This is a genomic window from bacterium, from assembly GCA_022763185.1.
GTDB lineage: Bacteria > Bdellovibrionota_G > JALEGL01 > JALEGL01 > JALEGL01 > JALEGL01.
This window is the reverse complement of the sequence record JALEGL010000006.1, coordinates 174,926-198,086: the sequence shown is the minus strand read 5'-3', so window position 1 is coordinate 198,086 and position 23,161 is coordinate 174,926. Positions and strand designations below refer to the sequence as shown.

At 37.0% G+C, this 23,161-nt stretch carries 25 protein-coding genes and 1 tRNA gene; 11 read left to right on the top strand and 15 right to left on the bottom strand.

The genetic code is table 11. The annotated features are described in order from the left end of the window. The 5 genes from MRY82_03615 to MRY82_03595 all read right to left on the bottom strand — a co-directional run bounded on the left by MRY82_03615 (position 1) and on the right by MRY82_03595 (position 4,485). Positions 1-378, bottom strand: a complete 378-nt coding sequence (locus MRY82_03615; protein MCI5072019.1) for a hypothetical protein — start codon at positions 376-378, stop codon at positions 1-3. An 82-nt stretch (positions 379-460) separates the two neighbouring features. Further along, a complete protein-coding gene (locus tag MRY82_03610) occupies positions 461-1,021 on the bottom strand; it encodes a hypothetical protein (GenBank protein MCI5072018.1) in 561 nt (186 codons plus the stop codon). A gap of 241 nt (positions 1,022-1,262) precedes the next feature. Next, positions 1,263-2,054 carry a prepilin-type N-terminal cleavage/methylation domain-containing protein gene (locus MRY82_03605; GenBank protein ID MCI5072017.1) on the bottom strand — a complete coding sequence of 264 codons (792 nt, stop codon included), beginning with the start codon at positions 2,052-2,054 and terminating at the stop codon, positions 1,263-1,265. 298 nt (positions 2,055-2,352) lie between these two features. Further along, positions 2,353-4,158, bottom strand: a complete 1,806-nt coding sequence (gene lepA / locus MRY82_03600) for a translation elongation factor 4 (protein MCI5072016.1) — start codon at positions 4,156-4,158, stop codon at positions 2,353-2,355. Between the two features lie 156 nt (positions 4,159-4,314). Next, entirely contained in the window at positions 4,315-4,485 is a 171-nt protein-coding gene (locus MRY82_03595; protein MCI5072015.1) for a ribbon-helix-helix domain-containing protein, read from the bottom strand. 196 nt (positions 4,486-4,681) lie between these two features. Here MRY82_03595 and MRY82_03590 point away from each other — a divergent pair, with 196 nt between their 5' ends. The 5 genes from MRY82_03590 to MRY82_03570 all read left to right on the top strand — a co-directional run bounded on the left by MRY82_03590 (position 4,682) and on the right by MRY82_03570 (position 7,194). Beyond that, on the top strand, positions 4,682-5,311 hold the full coding sequence (locus tag MRY82_03590; GenBank protein ID MCI5072014.1) for a lytic transglycosylase domain-containing protein: 630 nt from the start codon (positions 4,682-4,684) through the stop codon (positions 5,309-5,311). Beyond that, positions 5,271-5,891, top strand: coding sequence for a CDP-diacylglycerol--glycerol-3-phosphate 3-phosphatidyltransferase (pgsA, locus tag MRY82_03585; protein MCI5072013.1), 621 nt, complete (start codon positions 5,271-5,273; stop codon positions 5,889-5,891). Before MRY82_03590 ends, pgsA begins: the two co-directional genes overlap by 41 nt. Before the next feature lie 25 nt (positions 5,892-5,916). Continuing rightward, on the top strand, positions 5,917-6,297 hold the full coding sequence (locus MRY82_03580) for a hypothetical protein (GenBank protein ID MCI5072012.1): 381 nt from the start codon (positions 5,917-5,919) through the stop codon (positions 6,295-6,297). 22 nt (positions 6,298-6,319) lie between these two features. Beyond that, positions 6,320-7,051, top strand: a complete 732-nt coding sequence (locus MRY82_03575) for an SDR family NAD(P)-dependent oxidoreductase (GenBank protein MCI5072011.1) — start codon at positions 6,320-6,322, stop codon at positions 7,049-7,051. A gap of 67 nt (positions 7,052-7,118) precedes the next feature. Further along, positions 7,119-7,194 (top strand) — tRNA-Ala (locus tag MRY82_03570). An 86-nt stretch (positions 7,195-7,280) separates the two neighbouring features. Here MRY82_03570 and MRY82_03565 read toward each other — a convergent pair. The 8 genes from MRY82_03565 to MRY82_03530 form a co-directional block, all read right to left on the bottom strand. Continuing rightward, positions 7,281-7,877: a GNAT family N-acetyltransferase gene (locus tag MRY82_03565; GenBank protein MCI5072010.1), complete on the bottom strand. Its 597-nt coding sequence runs from the start codon at positions 7,875-7,877 to the stop codon at positions 7,281-7,283. Positions 7,878-7,879: 2 nt separating this feature from the next. After that, positions 7,880-8,299 (bottom strand): DUF1801 domain-containing protein, encoded by a 420-nt coding sequence (locus tag MRY82_03560; protein MCI5072009.1) that lies wholly within the window; start codon positions 8,297-8,299, stop codon positions 7,880-7,882. Between the two features lie 179 nt (positions 8,300-8,478). Further along, positions 8,479-10,068 (bottom strand): SulP family inorganic anion transporter, encoded by a 1,590-nt coding sequence (locus tag MRY82_03555; GenBank protein MCI5072008.1) that lies wholly within the window; start codon positions 10,066-10,068, stop codon positions 8,479-8,481. A gap of 159 nt (positions 10,069-10,227) precedes the next feature. Continuing rightward, entirely contained in the window at positions 10,228-11,319 is a 1,092-nt protein-coding gene (ugpC, locus tag MRY82_03550; protein ID MCI5072007.1) for a sn-glycerol-3-phosphate ABC transporter ATP-binding protein UgpC, read from the bottom strand. Positions 11,320-11,327: 8 nt separating this feature from the next. Continuing rightward, positions 11,328-12,197: a carbohydrate ABC transporter permease gene (locus MRY82_03545; GenBank protein MCI5072006.1), complete on the bottom strand. Its 870-nt coding sequence runs from the start codon at positions 12,195-12,197 to the stop codon at positions 11,328-11,330. Next, a complete protein-coding gene (locus tag MRY82_03540; protein ID MCI5072005.1) occupies positions 12,197-13,030 on the bottom strand; it encodes a sugar ABC transporter permease in 834 nt (277 codons plus the stop codon). Before MRY82_03540 ends, MRY82_03545 begins: the two co-directional genes overlap by 1 nt. A gap of 49 nt (positions 13,031-13,079) precedes the next feature. Continuing rightward, on the bottom strand, positions 13,080-14,351 hold the full coding sequence (locus tag MRY82_03535; GenBank protein MCI5072004.1) for an ABC transporter substrate-binding protein: 1,272 nt from the start codon (positions 14,349-14,351) through the stop codon (positions 13,080-13,082). A gap of 62 nt (positions 14,352-14,413) precedes the next feature. Then, a complete protein-coding gene (locus MRY82_03530; protein ID MCI5072003.1) occupies positions 14,414-15,307 on the bottom strand; it encodes an ROK family protein in 894 nt (297 codons plus the stop codon). 160 nt (positions 15,308-15,467) lie between these two features. Here MRY82_03530 and MRY82_03525 point away from each other — a divergent pair, with 160 nt between their 5' ends. Genes MRY82_03525 through MRY82_03510 form a run of 4 tightly spaced genes read left to right on the top strand, consistent with a single transcriptional unit; the run spans position 15,468 to position 19,890 of the window. Beyond that, on the top strand, positions 15,468-15,779 hold the full coding sequence (locus MRY82_03525; protein MCI5072002.1) for a winged helix-turn-helix domain-containing protein: 312 nt from the start codon (positions 15,468-15,470) through the stop codon (positions 15,777-15,779). Between the two features lie 18 nt (positions 15,780-15,797). Continuing rightward, positions 15,798-17,438, top strand: coding sequence for an ABC transporter transmembrane domain-containing protein (locus MRY82_03520; GenBank protein ID MCI5072001.1), 1,641 nt, complete (start codon positions 15,798-15,800; stop codon positions 17,436-17,438). Continuing rightward, entirely contained in the window at positions 17,435-18,484 is a 1,050-nt protein-coding gene (locus MRY82_03515) for an HlyD family efflux transporter periplasmic adaptor subunit (GenBank protein MCI5072000.1), read from the top strand. The genes MRY82_03520 and MRY82_03515 overlap by 4 nt, the downstream gene beginning before the upstream one ends. Continuing rightward, on the top strand, positions 18,481-19,890 hold the full coding sequence (locus MRY82_03510; protein ID MCI5071999.1) for a TolC family protein: 1,410 nt from the start codon (positions 18,481-18,483) through the stop codon (positions 19,888-19,890). Before MRY82_03515 ends, MRY82_03510 begins: the two co-directional genes overlap by 4 nt. Before the next feature lie 7 nt (positions 19,891-19,897). Here the strand turns inward: MRY82_03510 and MRY82_03505 are convergent, their stop codons facing one another. Further along, complete coding sequence (locus MRY82_03505) at positions 19,898-20,659, bottom strand: ABC transporter permease (protein ID MCI5071998.1); 762 nt, start codon at positions 20,657-20,659, stop codon at positions 19,898-19,900. Continuing rightward, positions 20,659-21,585 (bottom strand): ABC transporter ATP-binding protein, encoded by a 927-nt coding sequence (locus MRY82_03500; GenBank protein ID MCI5071997.1) that lies wholly within the window; start codon positions 21,583-21,585, stop codon positions 20,659-20,661. The genes MRY82_03505 and MRY82_03500 overlap by 1 nt, the downstream gene beginning before the upstream one ends. Before the next feature lie 185 nt (positions 21,586-21,770). Between MRY82_03500 and MRY82_03495 the strand changes: the two genes are divergently transcribed. Both MRY82_03495 and MRY82_03490 read left to right on the top strand, forming a co-directional pair. Then, complete coding sequence (locus MRY82_03495; GenBank protein MCI5071996.1) at positions 21,771-22,538, top strand: prepilin-type N-terminal cleavage/methylation domain-containing protein; 768 nt, start codon at positions 21,771-21,773, stop codon at positions 22,536-22,538. 79 nt (positions 22,539-22,617) lie between these two features. Continuing rightward, on the top strand, positions 22,618-23,079 hold the full coding sequence (locus MRY82_03490; GenBank protein MCI5071995.1) for an EVE domain-containing protein: 462 nt from the start codon (positions 22,618-22,620) through the stop codon (positions 23,077-23,079). Positions 23,080-23,161 lie beyond the last annotated feature (82 nt).

Genomic DNA, 23,161 nt, shown 5'->3' with positions numbered 1-23,161 from the left:
CTAGTAAATGGCTCTTTCTTTTTCAAGATTAAAGGTTAACATCCGCCGATGACCAAAGCCCCAGTCAATAATAGGTTGCCACTTCAACTTTACTTCAACAAAGCCTTCTAGTCGTTTGATTTCAATATCATCAGCATCAATGGCTATACCCATTTTTCTGCGCGCAGCATCAATGATGGCGGCTTTAACCACTTCTGGATCTTGTCTTTTGGCTTTAAACGAAGCCTCACCCAAAATCTCAAGCAGTTGTGAACGGGTCTGGATGACAGGGAAATATTTAATAGAAGCATAAACCCCAAAAGCTAAAGCAAAAAAAAAGAAAATTTGAAAAAAATTAAAGTTAACTTTACCCAGATTAGAACTGTAAGAACGTTTCATCTTAAAGAGACGCTATATCAAAATTCATCACGGAAGCAATGTCTTTTTCTAAATCTGACTTAATTTAATATGCAATCTAGACCTAGTTTTGATCACCTCTATAAAAACTAGGACTTTTGGCAGCAGGATAAATTTTTATAGGATTCTTTTCATCCATGAAATAATAAGGGTTACTTAAATTAACCCATGTTTCAAACTTAACTCCACGATCGGACTCTCTACACTCAATATGGACAGTTCTTCTGTGAGCACAGCGTCCAAAGAAGGCCAGTTCAGCGGAAGAACAGTATTTAGACCAACGTGTACCATCCACCAAGCGGCAATCTGAATATGCATGCACTTGCTCTACCTGACAGTTTGATTCAGCATCACATGTATTGGCTTTAATCTCAACATCAACAGTGTATGTGCACGAATCGTAAAGCTTTTCAGTATTGCGAAAAGGCTTACCCGGCATATTTTCTTTTTCTATGATGTTAAATGTAGATACATTAGAGAAAAAAACGCCTTTATGAATCAATCCTTCCAAATGATCAATGACACCTTCATCAATACATTCACAGCCCTGAGAAGCTTGAGCCATAACTTTCAAACTAAAACCCAACACTATTGATAAAGATACGCACACTAGAAACTTTTTCATATTTTACCCTATCACTAAATTAAACAATAATAATGCGTAGCACAACAAACAGACCTTTACAATCGATAAATCCCTTAAACAGGTTTTTATGAACTAAAAGTTCAATGTTTCACCACTTTATCTCATTAATGTGTAATTATATAATATGAAAACGTATACTTAAAAAGCGTAAATAGATTGAAAGATATATTTTTCATAAAAACCAAAAAGGTGCTTTTTTAAAATATAAAAAATAGAAGCTTTATTCGCCTTTGTTTTCAATATAAATACCTTCCGTACCCATAATTTCACCTGAAACTGTGTCCTTATAAATTCCTCTCATCATCATCGTTAAGGTGTCCCAGTTGCTTCTTTCAGAAGGTTCCATGATGAGCTGACCTATTTCTTCACCGTCACTATCACAATCAAAATCTCCATCTAAATCTGCATACACCCATAATGAATTTGTAATTTCAATATCGTTGCTGGTTTCAAATGTTGCGTTCTTTCCCTCAGACGCAAGAAGTGTTGCCAAACTTGGATCTCCAACATTCGCAAAGGCAAAATATCCCGGCTTTGTATTGCTATACAGCGTGTCTGAACCAACATTTTGTTCAGACAAACTAAACCCAAAAATATCAATACCATGATTAGGGTTATTCATAATTCGGTTTCCGGACGGCCCTCGAAGAGACGGATCATTTAACTCAAAGTAGACCACTTCTTTTAAACCGTTTTTTGGCGGACACATAAAAGAGTAATCATTGTTATTATCAGGTACTCTGGAGTAAAAAGTGCCAAAAAGATGTTTTTTTGGATAAACCTGATTATCACTCGTGTACAACAAGCCTGGTTCACTTGCGTAGGTAACAGCCCCATCGTACATTTTTCTAAGGTACAAATAGCCTTCAGACAACTTTGAGTTTTTGATGTATTTATAGTAGCTGGTAGCCGCAATAGACGCTAAAAGCCCCGCGATAACAATAACAATCATCAATTCAACTAAAGTAAAGCCATCCACATCAAATTTTTTATGAATTTTCAGATGTAACATAGATAACTTATTGTAACACACTTCAAAAAAAAGAGTCTTTCTTTACTCTCAATTTAAGGGACCAAACGCCCCTCTCAAAACACAAACTCAGTTTATGTTTTTTTACTCCCTTGCCTATTCGCTTGTTACCCAGCTGATAAACTTCTTAATCTATCTTTAATATCGCCAAGAAGGCTTCTTGTGGCACTTCTCCCGCTTCGCTCCTTTTTTAAAAGGGTTTCACAACCCTCTCTAAAATGCAAACGCGGTTTGCATTTTATCACTCCCGTGACTCACTTGCTTCGCAAGTTCATTATTTTTAATCTATCTTTAATATCGCTAAAAACGCTTCTTGTGGCACTTCTACGTTGCCTAAACGTTTCATGCGTTTTTTACCTTCTTTTTGTTTTTCTAGGAGTTTGCGTTTACGGCTTAAGTCACCGCCATAACATTTGGCGGTTACATTTTTGCGCATGGCGGAGATGCTTTCTCTGGAAACAATTTTATTACCAATGGCTGCTTGAATGGCCACTTCATACATCTGTCTTGGAATCACTTCTTTGAGTTTTTTGGCCAACTCACGCCCTCTATAATAGGCATTATCTTTATGCACAATTAAGGATAAAGCATCCACAGAATTACCGTTGATCAACATATCCATTTTCACCATGGTTGAACGCTCATAGCGATCAAATTCATAATCCAAAGATGAATACCCCTTGGATACCGACTTAAGTTTATCGTAAAAATCAAACACCACTTCACTCAAAGGTAAATCATAGGTCAGGACCACTCTATTTTGACTGGCATATTCCATGCTGATTTGCTTACCACGTTTATCTTGGCATAACTTCATAATTCCACCCACATAATCACTAGGGGTATGAATGGTGGCTTTAATAATAGGCTCCGCAATATGGTCAATCTCTTGTGGTTCCGGCATCAACGCTGGGTTGTCTAGATACTGTACTTCACCATCAGTTCTGGTCACTTGGTAGACTACGGTAGGGGCTGTGGTAATCACAGACATGTCGTATTCTCGCTCCAGTCGCTCCTGAATAATTTCCATATGCAACAAGCCCAAAAACCCACACCTAAAGCCAAAGCCCAAGGCAGTCGATGTTTCCGCCTCAAAACTGAACGAAGAATCATTGAGTTTGAGTTTTTCTAAAGCATCACGCAATTCATCAAAGTTTTGATCCGCAGTGGGAAAAATCCCGCAAAAGACCGTAGGTTTAACTTCCTGAAATCCTGGAAAAGCTTGTTTGCATGGCTTTTCAGCTAAAGTAACGGTGTCACCCACCTTGGCTTCTGTCACCTCTTTAATGGATGCAGAAAAAAAGCCTACTTCGCCAGCTTCAATACTATCGACTTGCATGGGTTTAGGCGTTAACACCCCCACTTGATCAATATCGTATTTTTTACCCGTGGACATAAATTGCACTTTACTGCCTTTGACAATTTTACCACTGACCACTTTAATTAAAGAAATAACGCCCAAGTAGGCATCGTACCAGCTATCAAAAAGCAAGGCTTTAAGACCTTCTTCTTCTGTGTCAATGGTAGGGGCAGGTAACTTTTCTACAATTTGCTCCAACAACTCCACCACATTGGTGCCATCCTTGGCACTGATGGCAATGGTATCTGAAGTGTCTAAACCAATAATTTCTTCAACTTCCTGCTTAATGCGCTCAGGGTCGGCGTTGGGTAAATCCACTTTATTTAAGGCTAAAATAATTTCTAAATCTTGCGAGATGGCTTCATAAGTATGGGCTAAGGTCTGAGCTTGCACGCCTTGCGAAGCGTCTACCAACAATACCGCACCTTCACACGCAGCCAAACTGCGTGAAACTTCATAAGAAAAATCCACATGCCCAGGGGTATCAATCAAATTAAGTTGGTAAGTCTCACCATTTTTTGCAGTATACAACATGCGTGCTGCTTGCGCTTTAATGGTAATGCCACGTTCACGCTCCAAGTCCATACCATCCAGATATTGCGCTTTCATATTTCTATTTTCAACCGCACCACAAATCTCTAAAAAGCGGTCTGCAAGTGTAGATTTGCCATGATCAATATGGGCAATGATGCTAAAGTTTCTAATATTTTCTTTTTTAATCGACATAAATAACTCTGGCTTCGTACCTTATTTCAATAGCAAAAGACAACATATATTAGCTTTTGCATAAAGGGAGTACATATGAAAAGGATTGTTTCATTTGTATTGTGTTTTGTACCCAAAGGTAGCCGGTACCTTTGGGTACTGGTTGATAAAACTAAGTTAAAATGTCATTTGACCTGGGATTTCGTTTTCGTATTCTTTTAAGACAAGGTCAATACCTTGTCTGATATACTCTGCAATGGGGACTTTGGTTTTTTTATTTAATAACTTGAGCATTTCATTTTGTTCTTCAGTGATATACACTGTAGTAGATATTTTTTTACGTGACATTGTATACATCCTTTGTACAATAAACTATTAAATTGCCATTGATTGCCCTATGTTTCCATATATATAGTGCAAAATCAAGCTTTATTCATGCTTTTATTTTTTTCATAACTATTTAATTAAAAAGAATTAAATTTATTTTTTACTTTTTTTAAAAAAATGGTAAACTTTTATATAAATTCAACAAATTATTTTTATTATGAATTCTATTTTTAATTACACTGTATTACTTAATATCTTTTTTTGTGTTTTTTCTACAGTTCATGCCAACTCACTGTATATTTACTACGTTAATGGTAAAAAAGTCTACACCAACGCCCCACCCAACCATGTACAAGCAGAAAAGAAAACTTTAAAATCCTCGCGTATTATTATCCAACACAAGCTAGTTAAAAAACAAAAGCCCGCAGTGCCACAACGCGACATCACTCAGCTCATTCATACTTTAGCGCCAAAATACAATATTTCAGTGGCTTTGGCTAAAGCTGTGATCAAAGCAGAATCCAATTTTGACCCTATGGCGGTTTCAAAAAAGGGGGCTCAAGGCTTAATGCAGTTGATGCCAAAAACTGCGGCGCAACTGCAAGTAAAAAACTCTTTTGACCCTGAACAAAACTTACGCGCTGGTTTAAAACTTTTACGTACTTTATTGAGCCAATACCAAGACATGGATCATGCCTTGGCTGCCTATAATGCTGGAACCACTGCTGTTAACAAGTACAAAGGTGTGCCTCCCTATCAAGAAACTATTGACTATATCAAAAAGGTAAGACAGTATTACACTCACTTTGAAGCCAGCAACACCGCAACAAACTTACAGTCTTTCTAAAACCCACAACAAAGTATTAACTCTACCCAATTGTCTGAGTATGGGCCGTTTATTGCTGATTCCTTTACTCTATTTTGTTTTCAGTTATTTGGAGACCCACCAGTCTATTAAGTTTTATTCTTGTCTTATTTTTTCTTTGGCCATGTTCACTGATTTTTTGGACGGTTATATTGCTCGTAAAACCGGTCAGATCACTTTTTTAGGCAAAGTCCTAGACCCTATGGCTGATAAGCTCATGGTCACCAGTGCTTTATTATTACTCATGGGGCAAGATTTGGTGATGGTTTGGTTGGTGATTGTGCTGATTGGACGAGAATTGATCATCAACACCTTACGAAGTATTGCCATGCAGCGAGGTGTTCAAATTTTGTCCAGCGGTTTAGGTAAAAGTAAAACCATGGTTCAATCGTTTGCGATTGCACTTTTATTGTTAGGCAAAGTTATACTCCTTAAGCAATACAACATCCTTGCTTCTGAGTTAGGCTTAGTCCTGCTGTACATTGCTACAGGCCTTTCTGTATTTTCTGCTGGTGAGTACTTTTACCTTTTCGTTAAAAATACAAAAAATACTGCCACTTAGCCGGCTAATTTGTTACAATAATTGTATGAATGATCAAGATAAAGCGCTTTCTTTTTGGGATAAGGCCCTTGAAAAACTAAAACTATGTAAAAATGAGTCTGATCGCTTTTTTCATATTGGTAAGGTTAAACTGGATAAGACCTTTTTAGAAAAAGAAAAACAGCAACATCTCATGGTTTTAGGTGAAAAAGCACTTGAATTGGTGGAAAGCAATAAAATTAAAAATGCAGAGCTCAAAGCCTTAAGTGAAAAAGTGGTTGCCATCAACAATCGAATTAATAGCCAATCCAGTAAACTCAAAGACATCACCAATTCAAAAATAGAAGTTGAGGATGAAGCCCCAGTAAAACCCAAAGCAAGTCGCAAAAAAACCAAAAAGACCGCATCTGCAAAAAAAGCGGACTGATTACATTTTTATACTGGACATCATGGTAAAACAAAACGTTGCCTTGGTTACCGGTGCCAACAGAGGCATTGGCTTTGGTCTTTGTGAGGCATTACTTAAACAAGATTATACAGTGCTGATGTTGGGCAAAAGATCCAAAGCAGTGGAACAGTCTGCCCAAAATTTAAACTCTGACCGCGCCATTCCCCTTGTTTTTGATTTAAACAATTTAGAAGAAATTCCTTTACTCTTAGAGTCTGTTCAGAACTACACTTCGCATTTGAATATCCTTATTAACAACGCTGGTATCTTGCCTGGCCCAAAAATTGGCGCTGATGACCCTCTCCTGCAACAAAATTCAATTTCAGTACCAGAAAAGCAATCACAGTTTCATTCTGCTTTCACCGTCAACAGTTTAGCCCCTTATTATCTCAGCCATGCTTTATTGCCCTTATTAAAAAAGTCTCCGCATGCCAATGTAGTCAACGTTTCTTCACGCATGGGACAAATCGATAGCATGCAAGCCAATTACGCTGCTTACCGTGTGTCTAAAACCGCCCTCAATGCCATCACCTCGATCTTAGCCCAAGACTTTAAATCCTATTCCATCAATGTTAACTGTATCAGTCCCGGCTGGGTCCGCACAGATATGGGCAGTCCCTATGCAGATAGAAGTGTAGAAGAAGCTATACCAGGCATACTCTGGGCGGCACAACTTCCAAAGGGTGGTCCTACGGGTCATTTTTTTGCAGATGGCAAAAAAATTGCCTGGTAAAATTGATGCCGCTCAAAAAAAAAATTTGCATCTTTGCTCAAATACCATATAAGCACATATATCTTACGGGGCCTTAGCTCAGCTGGGAGAGCGCAACGCTGGCAGCGTTGAGGTCAGGGGTTCGATCCCCCTAGGCTCCACCAACCACCTTATATTTGTGTTTACTTTTGCTATGATTTTTTGCTCAAGATTGTCTTGGGATCGAACTAGTTCGTCTTTATTTAACGACTTAAGCCCACTGTTTCAACCAAACAGTCATTGCTTTTGTATCTTCTTGTTGTCGATCAACATCTTTCCATGAATAATAGACTTTCATGTCATCATGTTTTTTATATCCCATTCTCTGCCAAAAGTTATTCAGTGGTGTGTAGTCATCTGGTCTTAAAGGATGATCTTTTGCTCTGTCCACTGCGCAAAAACTTGTGTACTTTAAATCTTGCATGTGCTGTTTGGCATGGCTTTCTCTAAGTTTAAAAAATTCATGACCTATTTTATTGCCTCTAAATTCTTTTAAAATAACGGACTCACCAAAATAAAATACTTGGCTTATATCTATTTTATAATCTAAAAAGCTTTGATAAAATTCTTCTGTTTCATCTGCCATAGGTATACACGTTGTGGCCCCGATAATTTGATCATTATGCTTGGCCAAGACAAGTAAACTTTTTTTAGAGTTTTGATAGGTCTTTATGTATTGTTTTTCCTCAGCATAGCTACCTTCATAAAGATAAGGAAACTCTCTAAAGATGGTTATTCTTAAATGTGCAAGGTCTTCAAAGTACGCGTTAATCTGATTGCCAATTAATTTGATGTAGTCAATATGCATATTTAAAATTTATGCCTGATTGTTTTTTTGTTCAAGTGATAATTAAGTGCCATATGAATGCAGGCTTCAATGGTTTTTTTAGGAAGTCTGTCTTTTTCATAAAAAATCAAGCCTCGTTTGCCTTCATAGTTTAACGTTTCACCAAACATTAATTGATACTGGGCAATTAAATTGCTTTGACAAGGCACATATATTCCATACTGATGGGGTTTCTTTTTTGACCAACTCAGTCTAAGGGATGTTCCTATGTTTTTTTGTCTTGGCGTATAGCTAGGTTCACCCCATTTTAAAGATTCTATGAGACCATCAATGTGTTGGTTTTTTTCTGCTGTTGCAAAAATCAACTCTCTTAACTTTAACAACTTACTTCTCCAAGGTTCCGGGTACAGTTTGTATTTTTTTATGACTTCAGAACATGTCATTTTTTTCTTTACACCTTCTCCGTATAGATATGATGAATATTTAAACTCTAATATTCTTAGTTCAACTATAGACTCATAATGGTTAGAACCTTTAAAGCTCTAAATAAAAGATTTGCTAGCTTTGCATAGTTTAGCGCAGTTTATTTTTTACCTGCATAAATATTATTCTAAGAATAACTTTACCGACTTAACTTGTACTGTTTATAATTATCAATACTGACAAAATAATCTGGATCTTCCAGAACATTCACATCACAAATTTTTTCTGCTTTTTTGATCAGTCTTGTGCAATCTTTACTCAAATGTCTAAGGTGAATGTTTTTACCATGTTTTAAATAGTCTTCAGCAATTTTATTGATGATTTCTATAGCAGACTGATCCATCACTCGTGAGTCTTTAAAATCAATAATAACTTCATCCGGATCGTTCTCTGCATCAAATTTACTGGCAAACAGCGCTGTTGAACCAAAAAACAAAGGTCCATAAATTTCATAATGCTTGATTCCTTTTTCATCAATGCGTTTGCGGGCTCTGATTCGTAATGCATTTTCCCAAGAAAATAAAAGTGCTGAAATAATAACTCCACTGACTACCGCAATAGCTAAATCAAATACAACAGTTAAAACTGTAACAATAATAATAATGGCTACATCCCATTTTGGAACTTTGTTTATAATTTTAAATGTGTTCCAAGCAAAGGTTTTAAATACCACAAAAAACATAACGCCTACCAACGCTGCAATAGGAACTGCTTCAATGTATTGAGAGCCAAATAAAATAAACACCAATAAAGATAAAGCGGCCGTAATACCTGATAACCTTCCCCTTCCTCCTGAACTTATATTAATCATACTTTGTCCAATCATTGCACAGCCTCCCATGCCACCAAACAGACCGTTAACAAAGTTCCCTAAACCCTGTGCAATGCATTCCTTGTTGCCATTACCGCGAGTTTTGGTTAAATCATCAATAAGGTTTAAGGTCATCAGCGACTCAATCAAACCAATGGCTGCCAAAATCATGGCATAAGGAAAAATAAACTGAAGAGTAGTCAGGTTCATTGCCACTTTAGGAAAATGAAAGCTGGGCAACTGCCCCTTAATTCCTGTTCCTCCATTAGACTGAATAAAAGAAAGTACCGTTGATGTATCCAGCTTAAGGGCAAGAACCAAGAGTGTAACCACAATAATTGCGATCAACGCGCCGGGTGCTTTTTTATGAATTTTTGGAATTAAAAACAGTAAAATCAAAGTTATGCCAATCAATATCAGCATGGTCAGCATTGTTTGACCAGCCAACCACTGTCCATTCACTTTAAGCATGTTCAATTGAGACAAGAAGATAACAATAGCCAAGCCATTGACAAAACCCATCATTACCGGGCTGGGCACCAATCGAATCAGTTTACCCATTTTAAATATTCCTGCCAAAGCTTGCAGTATTCCAACCAGTAAAAGTGTTAAAAACAGATACTGTACGCCGGTGTATGCACCAGCAGGCCCCAAGGCATTTCCTTCACTGACCAAATGAACCATCACAACCGCCATTGCCCCAGTAGCCCCTGAAATCATGCCTGGGCGTCCACCAAAAATAGATGTGATTAAACACATCATAAATGCTCCATACAAACCTACAATGGGCGATACGCCTGCAACAAACGCAAAAGCTACAGCTTCTGGAACCAAAGCCAATGCTACGGTGATACCAGAGAAAATATCACTCTGGATACTGCCTTGATATGAATTTATAATATTTGATTTAGCTTCCATAATACATTCCCTAATAAGAACTTATTTTATTCTATAAAATTACGACGAAAGCTCGAAAACGTATACGATTATGCGCTAAAAACCAATGGATATCTTTAAAATCTGAAATTAAACCAAAGCCTAAAAGCCAAGCTCCATCTTTTGAGGGCGTTGCTGTATTTAATGAATTCTTTCTCCGGTGTTTGGATCAAAAAACAAAAAATTGGCTTGGTTTAAATACAAACTCATGCTCTCACCTTTTGCACACACGTGTTTTGGCCTGCACCTGGCCACTGCCGGTTTATTATTAATGGTGGTGTGAACCAAGGTATCTGCACCAGTGGGCTCAGTAAATTCTACTGCACTTTTTATTTCAAAAGGGTCTAAAGTTCTACTAGGCTTTGAAGTCATCCCTTCTGGCCGTATGCCCAATAAAACTTTTTCATGCTCTGTAAGTTTTTGTGGTGCTTCTAATTCATAGTTTGCGTCGGTTGACTCAAGGAGCAGAAATCTTTTTTGATTTTTATTGATAATTTTTGTTTCAAAAATATTCATACTGGGCGATCCCATAAATTGTGCAACATAGGTATTGACCGGATGCGCATAAATATTTTCTGGGGTATCCAATTGTACCACTTCCCCCTCTTTCATCACGGCAACCCTGTCTCCCAAGGTCATGGCCTCAATTTGATCATGAGTCACATATACTGTTGCACAATTTTGGCTATCATGCAGTTGCCTAATTTCTTTACGCATGCCTACGCGCAACTTTGCATCTAGGTTACTTAAAGGTTCATCAAATAAAAACAAAGAAGGCGTTCTGGCCATGGCTCTGCCCATAGCCACGCGCTGACGTTGTCCACCAGATAGCTTGGCCGGTTTTCGGGACAATAAATGTTCTATCTCCAATGACTTGGCCACTTCATCAATTTTTTGATTAATATACGCTTTAGAACGCTTACGCATCTTCATACCAAAAGCTAAGTTCTCTCTTACTGTCATATTGGGGTACAAAGCATAAGATTGAAAGACCATGGCAATGTCTCTGTCTTTGGGTAGAAGGTCCGTTACGTTTTTATCTGAAATAACGATATCGCCAGAATCTGGGTTTTCTAAACCGGCAATACAATTGAGCAAGGTACTCTTGCCACAACCACTGGGGCCCACCAAAATTAAAAACTCTCCAGCCTGTAAAGACAGATTGATATTTTTTAAAATCTGCTGCTGGCCAAAGGATTTATTTAAATTATTGATTTGTAAGGCTTGTGTCATTTCTTCGTCTATCCTTTTACTGAACCTGCGGTTAATCCTCTAACAAAATACTTGCCAGCTAAAACATACACCAAGAGTGTTGGAATAGCCGCAATAATGGCTGCTGCCATATGCACGTTGTACTCTTTTTCTCCCATAGAAACATTGACCAAATTATTCAAAGCAACCGTAATGGGTTGGGTATCGGCACTAGAAAAAATAACCCCAAATAAAAAGTCATTCCATATTTGAGTAAACTGCCAAATAACCGTCACCGTAATGATAGGTCCAGATAAAGGCAGTAGGATTTTAAAAAAAATGGTGAAAAAATGTGCCCCATCCACTTTAGCTGCATTGAGCAACTCTGCTGGGATATTGGTATAATAGTTTCTAAAAAATAATGTTGTACCGGCAATACCATAAATCACGTGCACCAAAACCAGGCCCCAATAAGAATTGGATAAACCAACTTTACCTAAAAGTTGCGCCATGGGTAAAATGATAATTTGAAAAGGAATAAAGCAGCCCACCAAAAGTGCCGTAAAACAAATATCAGACCCTTTAAATTTCCAATGAGAAAATATATAACCATTCAAAGCGCCAATGGCTGTTGATATTAAAACTGATGGAACAACAATTTTAATGGAATTAAAAAAATAAGGGCGCACTCCCTCACAGGCAATACTGGCACACGCACTATTCCATGCCCTAAACCAGGCAGAAAAATCAATATTCTTGGGTAAAGATAATAAACTACCCGAGCGAATATCTGCCATGCTTTTTAAAGACGTCATAAGCATAATAAAAAACGGAATTAAGTAGTATACGGCCATCACAATCAAGACAGTGTATATTGACCAACGGATCAGTATATTTGATCTTTGGGAGTGTTTTAGCATTATTTTGGCTCCTTGGTTTGAGCATAAACAAATGGAACGATAATGGCCATGACTGCCATTAACATCATGACAGCACTGGCTGAGCCCATGGCCATTTTACTGCGCTGAAAGGCAAAGGTATACATAAAGGTTGCCGGCAACTCTGTAGCATAGCCTGGTCCCCCTTGGGTCAAAGCCATGACCAAGTCAAAACTTTTAATGGCAATATGGGTTAAAATCATAATGGCGCTAAAAAATACCGGTGACATGCCTGGAATAATAATTTTACGATAAATTTGCCATGCGTTGGCACCATCGATCTGGGCAGCCTGAATCATTTTTTCATCCACACCTCTTAAACCTGATAAAAACAAGGCCATCACAAAACCAGAAGATTGCCAAACAGCTGCAATCACCACAGTATAAATGGCCATCTTGGGATTGACCAACCAATCAAAACTGGCATTGGCAAAACCCAGATTTTGCAAAACTGTTTCAAGTCCATAACTGGGATTAAGCATCCATTTCCAGGCGGTTCCAGTCACAATAAAAGATAAAGCCATTGGATACAAGTAGATGCTGCGAATGGTATTTTCCATTCTAATTTTTTGATCTAAAAAAATAGCCAAAGCCAAACCCAAGGCTATACACATCCCAACATACAAAACACTAAAAATCCCAAGATTTTTAATGGCCACCCACCAACGATCGTTTTGAAAAAGTTTATAATATTGTTTTAAGCCTACAAACTCATGACTGGGTAACAATGTAGAGTTGGTCATAGATAACCAAAGCGTCCATCCAATAAAGCCATAGATAAAGACCATAGCGATAATAAGCGTGGGAGAAATCATCACCTTAGCAACAACTTTCTCCCAGAGACGATGTAACTTAAGCTTCAAACTATTGACTGGCCTTGATGGATTGATAAAGTTTTGCAGCAGCTTCTTTTTCTGACTGTTGAGAGTTAAAGAAGTTGGTCACAACATCAAAAATAGCACCTTGAACAGCGGGTGAACTTGACATGCCGTGCGCCATGCTTGGCAAGAAACTTTTATTGCTGATGCTTGCATTGATATCTTTAATGGACTGTTGCCCACAGGCATCAAACTCACTGGCTTTGATATTTTTATTCACAGGTACTGAACCTTTATTGATATTGAATACTTTTTGAAACTCTTCCTGCAAAATAAGCTTGGCCATAGCATTTTGTGCTGCCTCAGATTTTGGGTTTTTACTTTTAAACATCACAAAGCTATCGACATTGTAAGTAAAATCACCTTGGGTGCCTGGCACAGGTACACATAAATAATCTACACCCGGTTTTTTACCGGCTTTTACAAACTCACCTTTGGCCCAATCACCCATGATTTGCATGCCGGCATTGCCTTTTATCACCATGGCTGTTGCCTGATTCCAATCTCTACCAGTGCTGCCTTTATCAGTATATCGCTTATAGTTTCTAAGTTTTTTAAAGACATTTTGCATGGCTGCGCCTGTCAGCGCTTCTTTTTTTAAGTTTATAAATGCATCGGTATATAGTTGAGAACCACCTTCAGACAAGACAATAGCTTCAAACACAGTGGCATCTTGCCAGTTTTGTCCGCCATGCGCTATGGGTGTAAAGTTTTTGAGTTTATTTTTAACGGCATAAGCTTGCAAGGCCTGTGCAGCAGATTCTAACTCTTGCCAGCTTGTGGGGACTTTAACTTTTGCCTTTTTAAAGACACTGGGATTTACCCATAACCAGTTGACCCTATGAATATTCACAGGAACCGCCACATAGTGTTTGTTGTATTTAAGGTGATCAATAAGCGGTGTATAAATTTTGCTGTCCCATTTTTCAGCTTTTGCAACCGCATCCAAGTTAGCATTCATTCCCATACTGGCCCACTCTTGAATTGCAGGACCTTTAATTTGCGCAGCCGTTGGCGCATTACCCGAAACCACTCTACTTTTTAATACGGTCATGGCATTTTCACCGCCACCGCCAGCAACAGCAAAATCTTTCCAAGCATGCCCCTCTTTTTCTAGTAAGTTCTTAAGGACATTAACCGATTCTGCCTCACTGGCTGATGTCCACCAATGTAAGACCTCAACCTGACCCGCAAAAACAATCCCAACTAAACTTAAAACAACTGCACCAAAAAACTGACTAACTGACTGATGATTCATGCCTGTTTTTTTATGTGCTCAAACTGCGATTGGCAAGAAATTCTTTAATATTTTATGGGATCTTATCCTTTGATTTTTGAAAAATACCCAACAGCTGCACCTATCATACCTGCATCATCGCCTAAATGCGCTGGCATAACTTCTACATCCCGACCAGGATGGTTTTTTAAGCGGGCTTTTAATTCTTCATTCAGTGTGTTTTCAAATAAATCTTTTGAGCGGCTCACCCGTCCACCAAGCAATATACGTTGAGGATTAAATAAATTAACCAATGAGGCTATGGCTACACCCAAATGTTTTCCCAGATCATGATAAACCTTTTGTGCAGCCTCTTCACCTTTTCTGGCACTATCAGCAATGGCTTTTAGACTCTTTTGGTGTTTAGCTTCCAATGCCGACGCTGAAACATAAGCTTCAATACAACCATAATTTCCACATCCACACAGTGGGCCATCCATGTGAATAGACATATGGCCCAACTCTCCTGCCATTGAATCATGGCCCATTAACAACTGGCCATCTGATACAATTGCTCCACCTATACCCGTACCTATACCCAGATACAAACAATCACTGATACCTTGTGCATTGCCTAATTTTTGCTCTGCTAGCATTACAGCATTGGCATCATTGAGCGTATGACACTGTTCTATAGATAAGTTCATTGCTTGGCATATTTGATCTATAATTTTGATATTGATCCACTGTGGAAAATTGGGTGCACAGGCAATGGTTTGGTCTTTTTTAACATAGCCTGGGATAGACAAACTGATGGGTAAAAGCTTATCCTTGCTTAAAGCCTGATAAAGGTTTTTTATCTGATCAATAACATCAGAAAGTTTACGACCAGAAACTGTTCGTTCAGATTTTTTTTCTAGAATATTAAGCTCTTGATCAATCAATGCTGCACGTAAATTATGGCCACCTAGATCAAAAGCAATAAGCTTTTTCTTCATTATAGTTTATTCTCTAAATAACATTATAGTATTTGCGATTATACTTTTACTTTTTAGTAGAGGTTTATAGCCATCTATCTAACAGCATGTTTTATCAGACTTTAATGATAACTCACGCATAAAAATAATTTTTTAAAAAACAATACATGAACTTAACTTCATGAATAATCAATGCTACATTGATGTTATGAAAGCAAGCCAATGGACTTTTTTTTCAAACCATGCTCATATTTTATTCGTCCTCAATCAAAAACACGATATTACCATGAAAGAAATTTCTACTACTGTAGGCATTACGGAACGTGCCGTTCATCAAATTATTAAAGAACTCAAAAATGATCATTACGTCACATGTAAAAAACATGGTCGCCAAAACACCTATACGGTTAAACATGATAAACCCTTAAGACATCCCATAGAAAAGCATAAAAAAGTTGCGGATTTACTTTCACTTATCAACACAACCAGGTAACCTCTGCAAGAAAAGTTTATGAAGCCAAGTCCATTTCAAATTTTAGGTCAATTGTTTACATTTATTTTACAGTCTAGCAGGGGCTTTGTTTTAAATATTCTGTTTTTTGGAGTTATTGTTTCAGTTTTAAGTTTGGCTATTCCGCTTTCTGTTCAAGCTTTGGTCAATAGCGTAAGTTTCACCTCATTGAGCCAGCCCATAATTATCGTAAGCTTACTATTGTTTATTGTTTTAATCAGCTCAGCCTTTTTTCAGGTTACCCAAGCATGGCTTATTGACTTATTTCATAGAAAAGTTTTTGCTCAACTTGGCTCAGAAGTAACCAATCGGATCTATCTGGCCAAAGCCAAACTTTTTCGGAATAAAAATGTTCCTGAATTGATCAATCGTTTTTTTGATGTTTTTAGTTTGCAGAAAAACATTTCTATTTTGATGACTGATGGCTTTGCACTTTTACTGCAACTTTTTGTTGGTCTAGTCTTTATCGGTTTTTACCACCCCCTATTTTTAGCCTTTGATGCTTTCTTGATTTTTTACTTGTTTTGCGTCTGGTTTTTATTTGGACAAAAAGCTATAAAAACTGCCGTTGAAGAATCTAAAGCAAAATACAAATTCATCAGTTGGCTCGAACAATCGGGTTTTGCTTATGAGCTTTTAGCTGCCTCTCAAATTCGAAGTATTTCACAAAAACAATCAGAAACATACATTGCCGGATATGTTGAAAAAAGAAAGAAACACTTTAACTACCTTCTTGGTCAGATTATTATGCTTTCTACCTTATTTGCTGTCTGTAGCTCATTACTTTTGGGCTTAGGTGGATACCTTGTTAATCAAAACCAATTGTCTTTAGGTCAGTTGGTTGCGGCAGAAATTATTGTCACCAGCATTCTTATAAGCTTAGCCAAGTCATCTAAATATTTAGAAATGTTCTATGATCTGATTGCCGCTTCAGAAAAAATATCACATCTTTTTGCTTTTGAAATTGAAGATTCAAACATGAAAGCAAAGTCATTTGAAAAGATGGATATTCATATTAAAGATATCTATGTTTCAAGTCGGAATAAGTTTTTTAAGCTATCTATGGATATCCCCTTTAAGAGTAAAGTACATTTTCAAGTTAATGAAAGCTCTTGTAAAGAAATTGTCATCGACCATTTGTTTGGACAAAACTCTGCCGGTTCAGGACATTTATTCATCAATAATATAAAGTCTAATAATATACCCATCCAAGATTTACGTTTAAATATATACGACTGCGGCTATCCTAATTTTATTGAAGGAAGTATCAAAGAAAATTTAACGCTAGGTTTACCTGACATTAAAGACCAAGATATTTATGCCATTTTGGAAATGCTTGAACTTGAAGAAAGCATCAGCCTATTAGATAAACAGCTTAACACCACCATGCTACCCAATGGTTCACCTTTATGGAAAAGCCAACTGCCTCGCTTAGATATTGCACGCGCTATATTGCTTAAACCCAAAGTTTTAATTTTAAATGAATCTTTTGAACTGCTTTCCCAAGAACGTCAAGACAAAGTCTTACACTATGTTAGTCAAGATCACCACGAATGGACACTGCTTCATTTTGGAAAACAACTCAATAACCCAAAAATCTATAACCAAAAAGTTCAACTTAAGTGGGAAATAAAACAATGAATGTCAATTTTAAACCTACAACAACACATTCTAATGTTTTTAAAACAAAATCATATATTCAATCACCTAAATTTGCCTCAGTTATTAGTATTAGTGTCATCAGCTTATTTTCAATTTTTATTTTGATGTTGTTTTTTGTTCCTTGGATTCAAACCACTGCCGGTGATGGTCATGTAATTGCCTTAGATCCAAACAGTAGAATTCAAAATTTAGAAAGCTTTGTCGATGGTATCGTTTCCAAATGGTATGTCCAAGATGGAAGTATTGTTAAAAAAGGCGACCCCATTGTTGAAATTATTGATAACGATCCTCAATTAATTAATCGCTTGAGAAAAGAAACCACTGCTAAACGTAAAAAAATGGAAGTCTCAAAAATTGCTTCAGAGACAGCAAAAAAGAATTACTTGCGACAAGAAAAACTTTATAAAGAAGGTCTTGCCTCACAAAAAGACTTTGAGTATGCAAAAATTAATTATAAAAAGCTACAGTCTCAGTTAGCTCAGGATGAGGCAGAACTAGCAAAAACTGAAGTCTCCCTATCACGTCAAGAGCTCAGAATTGTAAGAGCACCCTCTGATGGAACAATTCTCTACGTTATCCCCGGAGCCAACAACCTGAACATCAAAAAAGGCGATAAAGTTGCACGCTTCCTTCCAAAGTCAGAAAAGCAAGCGGTTGAAATTTTTGTTGATGGCAATGATTTCCCATTGGTCTATCCTGGTAGAAAAGTAAGAATTCAGTTTGAAGGTTGGCCTGCAGTTCAATCAACTGGCTGGCCGGCGCTTGCTGTAGGAACTTTTGCTGGTATTGTCTGGTCAACGGACTCTTCACAAGAAAAAAATGGTAAGTTTAGGGTAACAATAATACCTGATCCAGAAGAGTTGCCATGGCCAGATGAACGTTTTTTAAGACAAGGAACACGAGCTCATGCTTGGATTACGCTTGATGAAGTTAAACTGGGATACGAAATTTGGCGAATTTTTAATGGCTTTCCTTTAGCAGTTGATAAAGATCTCACCAGTGGTAAATTTGAAAAGAAAAAATGAATAAACAAAAAAAACCATTGTGGCTTATAGGCTTTTATTTATTAAGTATTTATGCGCAAGCATCTGAAATTAGTTTAGAGCAAGTGCTTCATTCTGCAAGTCAATTTCACCCCGCCATGCTAGAACAAATGGAAAAGTTAAAACAAAGTGAACAAGATATTCAAATTGCCAAAAGCTTATTTGATACCAAGTTAAATTTTGAAAACAATTATGCGGCAACAGGTTTTTATGATGGCAGCTATTTTTCTACTTATATTGAGCAAAGTCTTCCTTGGTCCGGTGTTGATATATACGGCAAGTTTAGAAAAAGCACAGGCGACTTTCCAGGTTACGAAGGCAACCTAGAAACCCTCAGTGATGGTGAGATGAGCTTTGGTATAGAGTGGTCTATTTTACAATCTTTTATCAAAGACCCAAGACGTCTTGCGCTCATTGAGGCGCAATATAAAAATAAAATTCAAAATCAACAATTGCAACTCAATAAAATTATTTTTCAAGAAATGGCAGCAAAAGCTTTTTTTAAATGGAAAGCCTATGCACAAACATACAAAATTTATCAGAACCTTTTGAACTTAGCTAAAAACAGGCAAGATGCTTTGGTCAAAAAAAATAAGGCGGGAGATATCGCAAAAATTTATCTTGAGGAGAACCAACGCTATATTTTTGAAAGGGAACGAAAACTTTTATTAGCGCAACAATTGATGGATAATTCAGCGATTTACTTATCTTTTTTTCTAAGAAATAAAAATGGTACCGCTGTAGATACAGTGGATAGCTCCAAATTAAAACCAAAAAACATTGATCCATCCTTACTTACTTTTCCTAAGGCTTCTGAGACAATACTTAACCGTTTTCCAAAACTCAGCATGATAGAATTTAAACAAAAAATCATTGATCAAAATTTACAGTTTTTAAAAGTCAAGCGCTTGCCTGACTTAAAAATTAAAGCAAAGTATAGTCGTGATCTGGGTGATGGTTCGCAAACTCTTGCACCTGAAGAACTTGATGTTTCATCTTTATTTTCTTTTCCATTACAAAACAGACGAAACAATACAAAGTACTTACAAGCAAAAAGTAAACTAAGAGAACTCAATCATAATTATACTGTTGAAAAAACCAAACTTTACAATGAATATGATCAATTGATTGTTTCAAAAAATATTGCTTTGGAGCAACTGAATATCATTAATAAAGAGGTCGCTATTGCTGAAAAGCTAGCCTTGGCTGAGCGAGTTAGATGGGAAAACGGTGATAGTAATTTTTTATTGGTTAATCTCAGAGAACAGGATGTTGCCAACACTCATATTGAAAGAGTTAAAACCCATTTAGCTTTAGAAAGCTTATGGACAAAAAATTTAAAAATTACCAATGGTTTTGATCAAGTTTTTGACCAAAGCGTAAATTAAATAAAGTTTAACTTTTTAAACGATAGCCTGTTTTAAAAATCCAGCGAATTACTAAAATACAGATTACAAGCATTACAGCTATCGCTTTTAGACTTAGCCAAACGCTAAAGTCTGAATTTTCATAGAAACTCCAACGAAAACCATTGATCAAATACACCACGGGGTTGAGCATGGATATTTTTTGCCAAAATTCTGGCAGCATCTTAATGGAGTAAAAACTCCCTCCCAAAAAAGTTAATGGTGTAATGATTAAAACAGGAATAATATTAAGTTTTTCAAACCCATCGGCCCATAATCCTAAAATAAAACCCAACATACTAAAAGTGACACAAGTTAAGCACAGAAATAAAATCATAATCAGTGGATGTTTAATGTAAAGATCTACAAAAAAAACAGATGTTAACAATATAATGCTCCCAATAATCAATGATTTTGTTGCAGCTGCGCCAACATAACCAATAATGATTTCAACATAAGAAACAGGTGCAGATAATATTTCATAAATGGTCCCGGTAAAACGTGGAAAGTAAATTCCAAATGATGCATTGGATATGCTTTGGGTCAGTACCGATAACATCACCAACCCAGGAACAATAAACGAACCATAACTCACACCATCAATATCTTGCATTCTTGAACCTATAGCTGAACCAAAAACTATAAAATACAATGCGGTAGAAATCACGGGTGAGGCAATGCTTTGCATGGCTGTACGCCACATTCTTTTCATTTCAAATTTATAAATGGCTTTGATGGCTTGAATATTCATTATTTCTCCACAAGTTTAACAAAAATTTCTTCTAAAGATGTTTCATGGGTCTTGATATCTTCAATCCCTACTTTACATGCCTCTAAACCACTGAAAAAGTCGGTTACATTTTTTCGTTTCATATCGTAGGTATACGTTATTGAAGATCCATCTTTAGATAAACTTAAATCAAATTGGTTAAGATCTTTTGGAATTGCTTGCAGTTTTGTTTTAAGAAAAACTGTTAAACTTTTTTTACCCAACTCGTTCATCAATGCTGATTTATCATCAACGACCACAATTTCCCCCTTATTAATCACAGCAATTCTGTCTGCCATACGCTCTGCTTCTTCAATATAATGTGTAGTCAAAACAACGCTAACGCCATTTTTACGCAGTTCATCGACCTGACGCCACATGCTCTCTCGCAACTGCACATCAACACCGGCAGTGGGTTCATCTAAAAATAATATTTTTGGCTCATGCGCTAAAGCTTTAGCAATCATTACTCGACGCTTCATTCCCCCGGAAAGAGCCCCAAGCTTTTCATTGTGTTTATCCCACAAAGATAAGTCTTCTAAAATTTTTTGGATATAAGCATCATTGGGCTTTAAACCAAATACACCTCTTGAAAAACTCACGGTATCCATTACTTTTTCAAACAAGTCTCTGGTAATTTCTTGCGGGACCAAACCTATCAATTGCCTAACTTTTCTATAGTCCTCAACAATATCCAAACCATTGACTGTAATTTGTCCTGAGCTCACATTGATTAAACTGCAAATAGCACTGATTAAGGTTGTTTTACCCGCGCCATTGGGGCCCAATAAAGCCAATATTTCACCTTGCTTTAACTCCAGATTAACATTTTTTAATGCCCTAAAACCTCCCTCATAGGTTTTATTCAGATTTTTGATTCTTAATATGGGTTGAGACTCTGTCTTCATGGTTCGTCAAAATAACCCTTGTAGCTTTTGATTACAAGACAAAAAACCTTTATCAAATTTAAATGTTACGATCTCTTCATCACTCTGTTTTGCTGAGTTTAACTCATAATTTTAGGTACTGAATTCTTTAAAAATAGGATTTCGTTTTTATTTTACCCAAGCTATGATAATCTTTGTTTAATTCTATGATCAAAAAAACACGTTTACGTATTGGTTTTACACTTTTAGAGTTGGTCATAGCGATTGCTATTATTGGTTTAATTGCTAGCGTTGCCATTCCCGCATATAAAAAATATATTTTAAAATCAAAAACCAGTGAAGCCTATGTAATGCTCAGAAAGATGTACGATGGAGCATTGATTTACGGATCACAATGGGAAATTGTTGGATATAACGGAGGACAACAACACAGCTGCCAAAAAATTACGCTGTTTGGTTCTTTTATTTCAGCTATTATACACGATGATGACCCTTACTATATTCCTCCTAAAAATGGCATTAAAAGTAAAATTTCTTTTGATAAACATAGTTTAGTAGCGTCTGTTAGAATTCATGGCGATGGGAAATGTTGGTATAGAAACTATAAAACCAATCCAGCTTTGTTTGGTTTTGACGTAGCGGAAAACAATGACAATCGCTTAGAAACTGTAAACCCCATGTATTTTGGTTATGCAAATTTGACTGACGGCAACTTGGCCAACCAATTGCAAAATGAAGGTAAAAATGCTTCGGCGCAACACAATGGTAGTGCCTCTACCAATGCATTATGGGCTTTTGCAGACTTGGATGGCGACTATGTTCACGAAGATGGTGAGGATGATTTTATTGCTGAAATTTATGATCCATCTTATGCCCCTGAGGTTATGCGTCTTATGCGGGGCATATACATCGATACCTCCACTGGCCAAATTATGGGTACTGAGGGAATCGCGACTTTTAATCAAGGTGAATAAACAAGTATCATCCATAAATTATGACGATACTTTACACAGCTTTTGACCATCACTTTAAAATTCGTTAATGAGTTGGATTATGAACTATTGGCTGATGAAAACCGAGCCCGATGCTTTTTCTCTTGAAGATCTTAAAAATGCTCCTAAGCAAACAACATTATGGGATGGCGTTAGAAACTACCAAGCCCGGAACATCATGCGTGATGAAATGAAACTCGGTGACAAAGTCTTCTTTTATCATTCAAGGATTAAACCGCCCAGTATTGTAGCTATAGCCAAGGTGGTTAAAGAGTCCCATCCTGACCCCAGCCAATTTGATGAAAAAAGTAAATATTATGACCCTAAAGCCAGCCCTGAAAAGCCAAGATGGTTTTGTGTGGACATTCAACTTGAACGGGAACTCAAACAAGCCATAGGATTAGATGAGCTCAAAAAGCACGCTGAGCTCGCAGATATGCCTCTTTTACAAAAAGGCCAGCGTTTATCGGTGCAGCCGGTAAGCCCAAAACATTGGACATTTATTCTTCAACTTATTGCCTAAACTACGCAATATTTGCATAATATGATTTTTTTGCATGCTTAAATTTTAAACGACTCACAATAAACATTTAAATATCAGTAGC

Bases quoted from the DNA above. Each gene is read 5' to 3' on its own strand.
- MRY82_03560 (MCI5072009.1), bottom strand. From the start codon at position 8,299: ATGACATGTTCTGAAGTCATAAAAAAATACAAACTGTACCCGGAACCT.
- MRY82_03490 (MCI5071995.1), top strand. From the start codon at position 22,618: ATGAACTATTGGCTGATGAAAACCGAGCCCGATGCTTTTTCTCTTGAA.
- MRY82_03505 (MCI5071998.1), bottom strand. From the start codon at position 20,659: ATGAATATTCAAGCCATCAAAGCCATTTATAAATTTGAAATGAAAAGA.
- MRY82_03580 (MCI5072012.1), top strand. From the start codon at position 5,917: ATGAATGATCAAGATAAAGCGCTTTCTTTTTGGGATAAGGCCCTTGAA.
- MRY82_03575 (MCI5072011.1), top strand. From the start codon at position 6,320: ATGGTAAAACAAAACGTTGCCTTGGTTACCGGTGCCAACAGAGGCATT.
- ugpC (MCI5072007.1), bottom strand. From the start codon at position 11,319: ATGACACAAGCCTTACAAATCAATAATTTAAATAAATCCTTTGGCCAG.
- MRY82_03605 (MCI5072017.1), bottom strand. From the start codon at position 2,054: ATGTTACATCTGAAAATTCATAAAAAATTTGATGTGGATGGCTTTACT.
- MRY82_03595 (MCI5072015.1), bottom strand. From the start codon at position 4,485: ATGTCACGTAAAAAAATATCTACTACAGTGTATATCACTGAAGAACAA.
- MRY82_03515 (MCI5072000.1), top strand. From the start codon at position 17,435: ATGAATGTCAATTTTAAACCTACAACAACACATTCTAATGTTTTTAAA.
- MRY82_03500 (MCI5071997.1), bottom strand. From the start codon at position 21,585: ATGAAGACAGAGTCTCAACCCATATTAAGAATCAAAAATCTGAATAAA.
- MRY82_03615 (MCI5072019.1), bottom strand. From the start codon at position 378: ATGAAACGTTCTTACAGTTCTAATCTGGGTAAAGTTAACTTTAATTTT.
- MRY82_03495 (MCI5071996.1), top strand. From the start codon at position 21,771: ATGATCAAAAAAACACGTTTACGTATTGGTTTTACACTTTTAGAGTTG.
- MRY82_03555 (MCI5072008.1), bottom strand. From the start codon at position 10,068: ATGGAAGCTAAATCAAATATTATAAATTCATATCAAGGCAGTATCCAG.
- MRY82_03510 (MCI5071999.1), top strand. From the start codon at position 18,481: ATGAATAAACAAAAAAAACCATTGTGGCTTATAGGCTTTTATTTATTA.
- MRY82_03610 (MCI5072018.1), bottom strand. From the start codon at position 1,021: ATGAAAAAGTTTCTAGTGTGCGTATCTTTATCAATAGTGTTGGGTTTT.
- MRY82_03590 (MCI5072014.1), top strand. From the start codon at position 4,682: ATGAATTCTATTTTTAATTACACTGTATTACTTAATATCTTTTTTTGT.
- MRY82_03565 (MCI5072010.1), bottom strand. From the start codon at position 7,877: ATGCATATTGACTACATCAAATTAATTGGCAATCAGATTAACGCGTAC.
- MRY82_03535 (MCI5072004.1), bottom strand. From the start codon at position 14,351: ATGAATCATCAGTCAGTTAGTCAGTTTTTTGGTGCAGTTGTTTTAAGT.
- MRY82_03530 (MCI5072003.1), bottom strand. From the start codon at position 15,307: ATGAAGAAAAAGCTTATTGCTTTTGATCTAGGTGGCCATAATTTACGT.
- MRY82_03540 (MCI5072005.1), bottom strand. From the start codon at position 13,030: ATGATTTCTCCCACGCTTATTATCGCTATGGTCTTTATCTATGGCTTT.
- MRY82_03525 (MCI5072002.1), top strand. From the start codon at position 15,468: ATGAATAATCAATGCTACATTGATGTTATGAAAGCAAGCCAATGGACT.
- MRY82_03545 (MCI5072006.1), bottom strand. From the start codon at position 12,197: ATGCTAAAACACTCCCAAAGATCAAATATACTGATCCGTTGGTCAATA.
- lepA (MCI5072016.1), bottom strand. From the start codon at position 4,158: ATGTCGATTAAAAAAGAAAATATTAGAAACTTTAGCATCATTGCCCAT.
- MRY82_03520 (MCI5072001.1), top strand. From the start codon at position 15,798: ATGAAGCCAAGTCCATTTCAAATTTTAGGTCAATTGTTTACATTTATT.